We start from the raw sequence: 9,005 nt of genomic DNA on the forward strand, positions 1-9,005 counted from the left end.
CAATGGTTTGCTGCAGGTCTGTTTTTCGGGTGGTTCATGTGGCGCGTCGAGTACGACCCCGATGAAGATGAAGGGTAATTCCGATCTGTGCACGTCTGGTTCGGCTTTGTAACAAGGGCACGGCTTTAGTCGTGCTGCAACGCGAAGGTTTTGTAACGAGGGCACGGCTTTAGCCGGGCCGAGAGCAGCAAACCAAGAAGGGACTGGGCTTTAGCCCCTGCCATGTCGCACCCAGCTCGCAATTCCGATCCAGTCAATGTGCTGAATCCGTCGCGCATCTTCTTCGCGACGACTAAGACGAGCATGGGCCTGCGACTCCTGCAATCCGAACGCAACGCCAACCTTCTCATCGATGTGTTCCGCTCGCTCATCGCGGAACACAAGTTCACATTGCACGACTTCGTGATCATGCCCGATCACATCCACATCCTGATCGAAGTTCGCGACGACATGACGATCGAGAAAGCAATGCAACTCATCAAGGGCAGGTTCTCTCATCGTCTTTCTCATGAGTGCGGCTACACAGGCGAGGTTTGGCAGAGGGGATTCACGGAAGTGCAAGTCATGAACAGGCAGGCATTTGAAGGGCATCGGGAATACATCGCGGAGAATCCGCTCAAAGCAGGGCTGGTACATGAGGGCGAGGAGTATTCGTTCTGTTTTCGAACTCTGGCCGAACGAAGGTCAGCAGGGGCTAAAGCCCCGGAATATGTTTGATGAGCAATGGTGGCCCGGCTGAAGCCGTGCCCTTGTTACAGAACAGGTATCCCTTCAAATTGAAATTGACCTGATATCGAGATAAGGAATCAGAGGCACTGAAGAATGGCAACTGAACGAGACGCATCCCGCACCACTACCGGCAAAGTCCGCGCGCACCAGACGCAGAACGAGCGCCTGACCTTCGAGAAATCCTCCCCCGGCAAGAAGGGCTACAAGTTGCCCCCGCTCGACGTGCCGGCCGTGAATACGGCTGAGCTGCTGGGCGAGACGTTCCGCACGACCGACGGGCTATTGCCGGAGTTGTCGGAGATCGAAATCATCCGCCACTTCACGCGGCTCTCCACGTGGAACTACGCCATCGATCTCGGCATGTATCCGCTGGGCTCCTGCACGATGAAGTACAACCCGCGCGTCAACGAGTTCGTCTCCCGCATCGAAGGCCTGGCCGAGGCCCATCCCTACCGCCCCGACTCCCTCGCCCAGGGCATCATGGAGGTCATCGACCTCCTGCAGCGCTGCCTCATCGAAATCACCGGCATGGACACCATCACTCTCCAGCCGGCAGCCGGCGCGCATGGCGAATTCACCGGCATCCTGCTGGCCCGCGCCTGGCATGAGTCCAACGGCAACGCCCGCAAAAAGATCATCATCCCTGACTCCGCGCACGGCACCAACCCCGCCACCGCCGCCATCTGCGGCTACCAGGTCGAGAACCTCAAGTCCAACGCTGACGGCGGCATCGACCTCGATGCGCTCGAGCGCCAGGTCGACGAAGAAACCGCCGCGCTGATGCTCACCAACCCCTCGACTATCGGCGTCTTCGAAAACCAGATCCACAAGATCGCCGACATTCTCCACGCCAAGGGCGCCCTGCTTTACATGGATGGCGCCAACATGAACGCCCTCGTCGGCAAGGTCCGGCCCGGCGACTTCGGCGTAGACGTGATGCACCTCAACCTGCACAAGACCTTCTCCACGCCACATGGCGGGGGCGGCCCCGGCTCCGGCCCGGTGGCCTGCAAGAAGTTCCTCGAGCCGTTCCTTCCCACGCCGGTTCTGGTGCGAACCGCAGGGAAAGAGGGAACAAGGGAAAAAGGGAAAGAGGGCGAGCTGCATTGGGACTATGACCGGCCACAGAGCGTCGGCCGCGTGCGCGCCTTCTACGGCAACACCGGCATGTTCATCCGCGCCCTGGCTTACATCCTGGCCAATGGCCCTGACGGCCTGCGCCAGACCACGGAAGACGCCGTGCTGAACGCCAATTACATCCGCAAGAAGCTCGAGGACCTCTACGAGCTCCCCTACAAAACGCCCTCCATGCACGAGGTCGTCTTCTCCGACAAGCGCCAGCAGGCCAAGGGCGTGAAGACCGGCGACATCGCCAAGCGCCTGATTGACTACGGCTTCCACCCCTACACCGTCAGCTTCCCTCTCATCGTCCCCGGCGCCCTCATGATTGAGCCCACGGAGAGCGAATCCGTCGAGGAGCTGGACCTGTTCATCGCCGCCATGCGCTCCATCGCGAAGGAAGTCGACGAACACCCCGAGCTGGTCAAGACCGCTCCCCACTCCACCCGCGTCTCGCGCCTCGATGAAGTCGGGGCAGCCCGCAAGCCGGTCCTGCGCTGGAAGCCCGAATAGCCGCGTTGCCGCCGCCGCAACGTGCCTCCACCTCGGAGGCACGTGACACCCCCCACCAAGCATTAACGTACCGTCGCAGAACAGCTTAGCCAGCCCCCTCGCCAACGCCCACAGAAATCAAATCTGTAACCGGGTGATCTCCCCGCCCGGTCCGCGCTGTCTACACGCGATTACACCCCACATTCTTTGCGCCGCGCACCTCCTTCATTCCCAAGCATTTAATGCGGACCCACTTTGGCATGTCCATTGCTACCTCTGGGACAGAGCTCCACAGCCGTGCCATTCGCCGGGTCTCGACTTGTCCGCCATAACCAAGGGAGGCGTGTCTCCCCGGACCCCGCTCGCGATCTGCCCTGGTACAAGGCGAGGGGCTCGTCCGGATTGGCTGGAAAGACGATGAAGATTCTGAAGGATGAAAACGGAAATGTGCTGACGCTGATTGCGCTCAGCCTGACGCTGCTGATGGGCATGATCGCCCTGGCAACGGACGTCGGCATGCTCTACCGCACCAAGCGCATGGTCCAGAAGGCTGCCGATTCCGGCGCCCTGCTGGCAGCGGCACAGATCAAGACCGACACCACCGGCCAGACTGGAGCCAACACGGGGGCCACGCAGAACGGATTGACCCTTGGGTCAAGTTCGGGACAAGCGTCGGTCACAGCCGCCGTGCAAACCGCGAACTCCACCACTGGCTTCGTGCAGGTGAAGGTCACCCAGCATTCGGCCACCATCTTCATGCCCATTCTGGGCTCCAAGTTCAAAACCATTGACGTCTCCGCGGTCGCCGCCGCCTCTTACAAGCTCGCCGTCAACGACGAGTGCATGCTCGGCCTGAGCCAAACCGGGGCCCAGGTCCCCAATGCCTCCGGTGTCGAGGTCAATGGCTCCACCAGCATGGTGTGGAATACCAAGGTCATGTCCGACGTCTCCGTACAAGGCAGCAGCAAAATCAAAGCCCCCAATTGCGGCGTTCAGGCATGCGGGCCGGCCAGCGCCGGCAGCGGCTCGACTGCGGCAGCCATCTACGCGTGGGGATCGGGCAACATCGTAGCCAAATCGAACACCGCGCCCAGCTATGGAACCGATAACAGCGGCAGCAAAGTCACCACTACCCCCATCCTCAAGGGATGCGCAGGTGACCCCCTGGCGTCGTCCATGCCCACCAAGCCAACCGCCGGTACCTGCATCGACCCCTCCTGGATGGTGAACCACAACGCCGGCGGAGCCGCCGAAACGATCGGCCCAGGCACCTACTGCAACTTCAACACCTCCAACGTCTCCACCCTGACGATGACGGCCGGCACGTACATCATCACCAAGACCTTCAGCACCAACAGCGGCACCACCATCAACGGCAGCGGCGTCACAATCTTCCTCGCTAACGGAGCTATCTCCAATTCCGGCAACAATACCCAAGTGGCGGGCGGCTCCACGCCCTACGGCGTGGGCAACGGCACGACCATGAACATCTCGGCGCCTACCAGCGGAAGTTATTCCGGCATCGCCATCTGGGATGGCAACAGCTCCGCCAGCACTCCTGACACGTTCACCTTCGGCGGGGGCGCCAGTTCCTCCTTCACCGGCGCCATCTATGCTCCCAACACCAACCTCATGCTCGGGAACGGCAGCGGCACCAGCACCATGAGCTCCAACATCATCGCCAACACCATCACGGTGGTGGGCGGCAGTACCGTCACCAACAACTACAACCCATCTTCCTCGGGTTCCTCGTCGGGAAGCTCGGGAGTCACTCTGGCGCAGTAGGCCAGCCGCGCCAGCGGCAGTGCGGAGTCATGCGGCAATGATCAAGAGGATGTTAGAGCGGATGAGAACGGCCTGGCGCGAGCAGGGCGGATCTGTGGTGGAACTCGCTCTCGTCATGGGCATTCTCGGGCCCGTTCTCCTGGTGGGAACAACCGAGTTGAGCCTGTATGTCTACGCCTCCGTCGAACTCACCGATGCTACCCACGCCGCAGCGTCCTTCGCCTCACAGTACTACTTCGAGAACTCGAACAGCATTCTGCCCACGCAGACACAGGTGACTGCCGCGGCCACCAATGACGCGCCGGAACTGGTCTCCCTGTTGAAGTCCGGCTCCACCTTTACGGCCACCATGGCTACGGGGTGCGGGACGGGCGCCGCCACGAACGGCAACACCCTGCCCACGTGCGCTACCGGCACGCTGCCCTACGTACAGGTCACCGGCAGCGCAAATGTCGCTCCCATCGTCAGCTTCCTGTCCGGAACGTCCATCGCCATGACCTCACGGGCGCGCGTCAACCTGGTGAAATGACGTGAGCCCCGCCCTCAAGGAGAATCGATACACCGTGATCAAGAGCATGCCCATCCTAAGACTTGCGCTCAGACCAGCCGCCTTCCTGAGCCGCTGCTGGCGGAAGCACGGACGCGGCGAGACCGGCGCGGAGCTCCTCGAGTTCGCCATCTGTGCGAATGTGTTTTTCCTGTTCTGCTTCGGCTTCCTCCAGCTATGCCTGGTCCTCTTCTCCCTGCATTGCGTAGGTGAGGCGTCCCGGCAGACAGCTCGCTGGGCCAGCGTGCGCGGCACCGCCTCCAGCGTCACCTCAGGCGGCGCTACCTCCTGCCTCAATCCCAATATTTCCACCTGCCCCGCCGCTGACGCTGACGTTCTTGCCTTTGCGCAAAAGCAGCCAGGCATGGGCGCTGGAAGCACCGGTGTAACCGTCAACTGGTGCAATTCAGATGGAGTCACAGGCTGCGTCGACGATAACTCCAATGCCAAACCTGGAAACGTCATCAAAGTAACCGTGACTTACACCTATGCCAGCGTTCCATTTGTCAGGAGCTCCGGCCTCACGTTGACCAGCACAGCTTCGAAGGTAATCTGGCAGTAGCGTCAGGGTGCGCTGTTTCGGCGTTCGGAGCCCTCCGGGGCAGCGCGACAAACTTTCGCCACACAGCCCCGGACGCGCTGCCCGACTTAGTACTTCGCTTCTGCCACGCCGATCAACTCGCTCTGCTCCGGCGCGGTAGTTGCCTTCTGACCGTCATCCTGCTTGCCGCGGTCTTCCGGACCCGCCACTCCCTCCACATAGTCAATCGACAGCCCTTCGCCGCCGTTCATCTGCGACTGCACCTCATGCAAGCCGAACATGTTCGCCCACGGACCGCGCACGTCCTTATCGCCCTCATCGCCTGTTCCGGTGGACCCGTTGAAGTACTCATCGACCAGCTTCGGCGTGGGCGCCAGACGGCCGATGGAAAACGGCCGCTTCTCCAGGGTCTCCAGCGCCGCCGTGAACGCCTTCATGTGCGTGATCTCGCGGGTCATCAGGAACTGCAGAGTGTCGATCGATCCGGGATCCTGCGTATGGTCGATCAACCGCTCATACACGATCTTCGCGCGCGCTTCCGCGGCAATGTTGCTGCGCAGATCCACGTCCAGTTCGCCGGTGACTTTGAGGTAATCGGCAGTCCAGGGATTCCCGGCTGAGTTGTTCAGAGCTACTCCGCCGCCGCCCGCAATCGTCACCAGCGGATCAGCCTCCGCTGCCTCCGCCTCCGTCTTCAGCGGCTTGAGGTGCATGCGGATCAGCGCTCCCACCACCTCCAGATGGCTCAACTCTTCGGTTCCGATGTCCAGGAGCAGATCGCGCCGCGCTATGTCGTCCACGCAGTTCCAGCCCTGAATGGTGTACTGCATGGCGGCGGCGAGTTCGCCGTTGGCGCCGCCAAACTGCTCCAGCAGCATGCGGCCGAAACGCACGTCCGGCGTGTCCACTTTCACGGTGTACATGAGCTTCTTTATGTGGTGATACACAGGCAATCCCTCCTTGGTGAAACCTGAATGATGGCGGAGAGCGGCTGCCGAGCACCCGAGCCTTCTGCCCCGCATCGGCGCGCCGCACCCGGTGAAACCTAAGGCGAATCGAAGACGGACCGCGCGCAGACTCCGGCCGCCGGAGTATCAACCCCGGTCCGCGGGCCCGCACTTGCCGTCTTGATCACGCTGCCCGCTGTGATGCGCGCAGTCCACCGAAGTTGGCCTGCGCCCTCCAACTTAATCAATTCGGGCATCCAGTGACCGAACACCTGTTCTGGGTGCGGGTTTTTCCACGCGCGTTTTCTGGCCATGGGAACGCGACGATGCGAGGAGAAGGAAGGGGTTCGTCGAGCGGTAAGTCTCTGGCTGGAGAGCTGCGCAATCTGCGCCGGGGCGCAGCCCGTGAGAGATGGACTTCACCCCTGATGGGACTATGTCGGCAATCCGACGGCGCCGGAACCGGCGCCGCCTCGAATGCTTTTGTCTGGCGTTTAGACTTTCAGCGCTGGGTGCGTAGCATAGTGCATCAGCATTGCCACGGCGCAACTCGTCAGCCTGGTTTCGGCCGAATCCGCGCGGCTCGTCAGAATCGCAGGCACCCGCGCCCCAAGCACAACGCCCGCCATCTGCGCGCCACCCAGGTACTCCAGTTGCTTGGCCAGCATGTTGCCGCTCTCCAGATCCGGCACCACCAGGATGTCGGCCTGGCCGACCACGGGCGACTCCAGCTTCTTTATGTCGGCCGCGCGCGCACTCACCGCCGTGTCGAAAGCCAAAGGCCCATCCAGAATTCCGCCGGTGATCTGCCCGCGATCCGCCATCTTGCAGAGCGCCGCGGCGTCCAGAGTCGACTTGATCTTCGGGTTCACCGTCTCCACAGCCGAGAGCAGCGCCACCTTCGGCTCAGGAATGCCGAGGGCGTGCGCCAGGTCGATGGCGTTCTGCACAATGTGCACCTTGTCTTCGAGCTCAGGCGTGATGTTGATGGCCGCGTCTGTGATGAGCAGGGTTCGGTCATACGCGGGTGTATCCATGACGAAAACGTGGCTGATGCGCCGGTTGGTGCGCAGGCCCGTGTCCTTGTTCATGGCGGCGCGCATCAACTCGTCGGTATGCAGGCTGCCCTTCATAATGGCCTGGGCATTTCCCGAGCGGCACATGATGCAGCCCAGTTCGGCGGCTCTGGCTTCGGTGTCGGCCTGCAGAATCGGGTAGTTGCTGATGTCGACGCCGATCTCGTTTGCCAGCGCCTTTAACTCGGCTTCATCGCCAATCAGGGTAGGCTCGATCAGCCCTTCCTGGGCCGCTTCCACGGCACCCCTCAAAGCCACTCCTGACAGGGGCCACACCACGGCCGTGGTGATTGCCGGGAGGTTTTTGCAGCGCTCCAAAAATCGATGAAACACGTGAAAATCGGCTGGGTGGCCAACCAGTGGGTCAACGGCCACAGCTTCAGCAAGAGGGGCAAGATCGCTCATTAAAGGTTCTCTCCCGGCCGTCATGACTCGATTGTATGCGGCCTCACGAGAACAATTGTCTGCTGTAAGGATGTTCAGGGCCTGTGCCGCCGGTCACACTGCGGACTAGGATACTGAATTGCGGTACAAAGCTCCCGGCGCGACGCTCCAGTGACTCAACGCCCTCCTCACCGGCCTCGATAGGGCGGATTGAGGAACGAGCAACCAGGGTGACAGGCGCGCAGAGGGAAAATCCCTTGACAAGATGTTTGAGCCAATCCTAAGATCGCGTCGCTCCCCCGGGTCAATTTTCCAGGCCATTAGTCCAAAGGAAAACGCTACGGGAATCAGAAAGATCCGGTGTGCCGTCTCGCTCACCCCGTAGTGCTTGCGCAGGTGCGCGGTTGCGTCTCCTGCCTTCCTCCCCATCCTCTGCAATCCCCGCTACGTCTGGGTACTATTTCGGCATTTTCCATAGGAGGTTGTGAATGTCTCATCGTGTATCTCTTTTTGCCTTGGTGCTGCTCGCCGTTCCCGGGCTGGCCGCCGCGCAGGGAAGCCATTCGCCGTACATCATGAGTGTTACGGAAAACACTGCGGGAACGCAGATCACCATCAGCGGCAACAACTTTGGAGCCAGAACCCCGAAGGTAACCCTGGACGGGACCGCTCTGACCGTGGCGAGTTCGACCAGCGCCAGCATTACGGCTCAACTTCCAACCGGCATAGCCGCGGGAGCCTACCTGCTGTCAGTGGAGAACGAAGACCGTCGCGGAGATGACGACCATCGAACAGCATTTTTTGAAGCGGCGATCGGCGCGATTGGTCCAACTGGTCCGCAAGGCCCGCAAGGAGTCCCAGGACCGATGGGATTGACTGGCCCGCAAGGCGCTGCAGGGCCGCAAGGTGCTCCCGGTGCTACCGGAGCGCAAGGGCCGCAAGGTGCAACGGGTGCTACCGGAGCGCAAGGGCCGCAAGGTGCAACGGGTGCTGCCGGAGCGCAAGGGCCGCAAGGTGCGACGGGGCCGGCTGGAGCCACGGGGCCGGCTGGAGCCACGGGGCCGGCTGGACCAACAGGTCCGACGGGTGCACCCGGTGCGACCGGGCCTGCCGGAGCGGCTGGGGTAAATGGCGGATTGGTGTTTTCAGCCAACCTGCTGTTTGAGAACAACCCCGTCACGGCGGTCGGTTCTCCCGTTGGGGTCAATCCGTTTCTGGAGAGCACCGGCCTCGCCATTGTTCCCGTAACCGTGCTCGCGCTGCCTTCCGCATGTACGGCGGGGCACTTTACCGTCACCGTGCTCGGCGCCGCGGGGACCTCAACGGCTGCTGCTTTCCTGGGAGCCACCACTGATCCCACGGGCAACTCGAACGAAGGGGGAGCT

Annotated in this window: 8 protein-coding genes; 6 read left to right on the plus strand and 2 right to left on the minus strand. The window is 61.7% G+C overall.

Features of this window, described 5'->3' with window-relative positions; all coding sequences use genetic code 11:
- Positions 1-258: 258 nt before the first annotated feature.
- The 5 genes from VGL22_RS16110 to VGL22_RS16130 all read left to right on the plus strand — a co-directional run bounded on the left by VGL22_RS16110 (position 259) and on the right by VGL22_RS16130 (position 5,234).
- Positions 259-717 (plus strand): REP-associated tyrosine transposase, encoded by a 459-nt coding sequence (locus tag VGL22_RS16110; RefSeq protein WP_465267963.1) that lies wholly within the window; start codon positions 259-261, stop codon positions 715-717.
- 105 nt (positions 718-822) lie between these two features.
- Entirely contained in the window at positions 823-2,361 is a 1,539-nt protein-coding gene (gene gcvPB / locus VGL22_RS16115; protein ID WP_465267964.1) for an aminomethyl-transferring glycine dehydrogenase subunit GcvPB, read from the plus strand.
- 396 nt (positions 2,362-2,757) lie between these two features.
- Complete coding sequence (locus VGL22_RS16120) at positions 2,758-4,125, plus strand: pilus assembly protein TadG-related protein (RefSeq protein WP_465267965.1); 1,368 nt, start codon at positions 2,758-2,760, stop codon at positions 4,123-4,125.
- 61 nt (positions 4,126-4,186) lie between these two features.
- Positions 4,187-4,654, plus strand: coding sequence for a TadE family protein (locus VGL22_RS16125; protein ID WP_465267966.1), 468 nt, complete (start codon positions 4,187-4,189; stop codon positions 4,652-4,654).
- 1 nt (position 4,655) lies between these two features.
- On the plus strand, positions 4,656-5,234 hold the full coding sequence (locus VGL22_RS16130; RefSeq protein ID WP_465267967.1) for a TadE/TadG family type IV pilus assembly protein: 579 nt from the start codon (positions 4,656-4,658) through the stop codon (positions 5,232-5,234).
- Positions 5,235-5,320: 86 nt separating this feature from the next.
- Here VGL22_RS16130 and VGL22_RS16135 read toward each other — a convergent pair whose 3' ends face one another.
- Entirely contained in the window at positions 5,321-6,160 is an 840-nt protein-coding gene (locus VGL22_RS16135; RefSeq protein WP_465267968.1) for a manganese catalase family protein, read from the minus strand.
- Between the two features lie 494 nt (positions 6,161-6,654).
- On the minus strand, positions 6,655-7,641 hold the full coding sequence (locus VGL22_RS16140) for a bifunctional enoyl-CoA hydratase/phosphate acetyltransferase (protein WP_465267969.1): 987 nt from the start codon (positions 7,639-7,641) through the stop codon (positions 6,655-6,657).
- Positions 7,642-8,108: 467 nt separating this feature from the next.
- On the opposite strand from VGL22_RS16140, the gene VGL22_RS16145 reads away from it, so the two are divergent.
- On the plus strand, positions 8,109-9,005 hold an 897-nt coding region (locus VGL22_RS16145), incomplete at its 3' end, for an IPT/TIG domain-containing protein (protein ID WP_465267970.1).

Origin of the sequence: Occallatibacter sp., from assembly GCF_036502485.1 — a bacterium.
In the GTDB taxonomy this organism is placed as follows: domain Bacteria; phylum Acidobacteriota; class Terriglobia; order Terriglobales; family Acidobacteriaceae; genus Telmatobacter.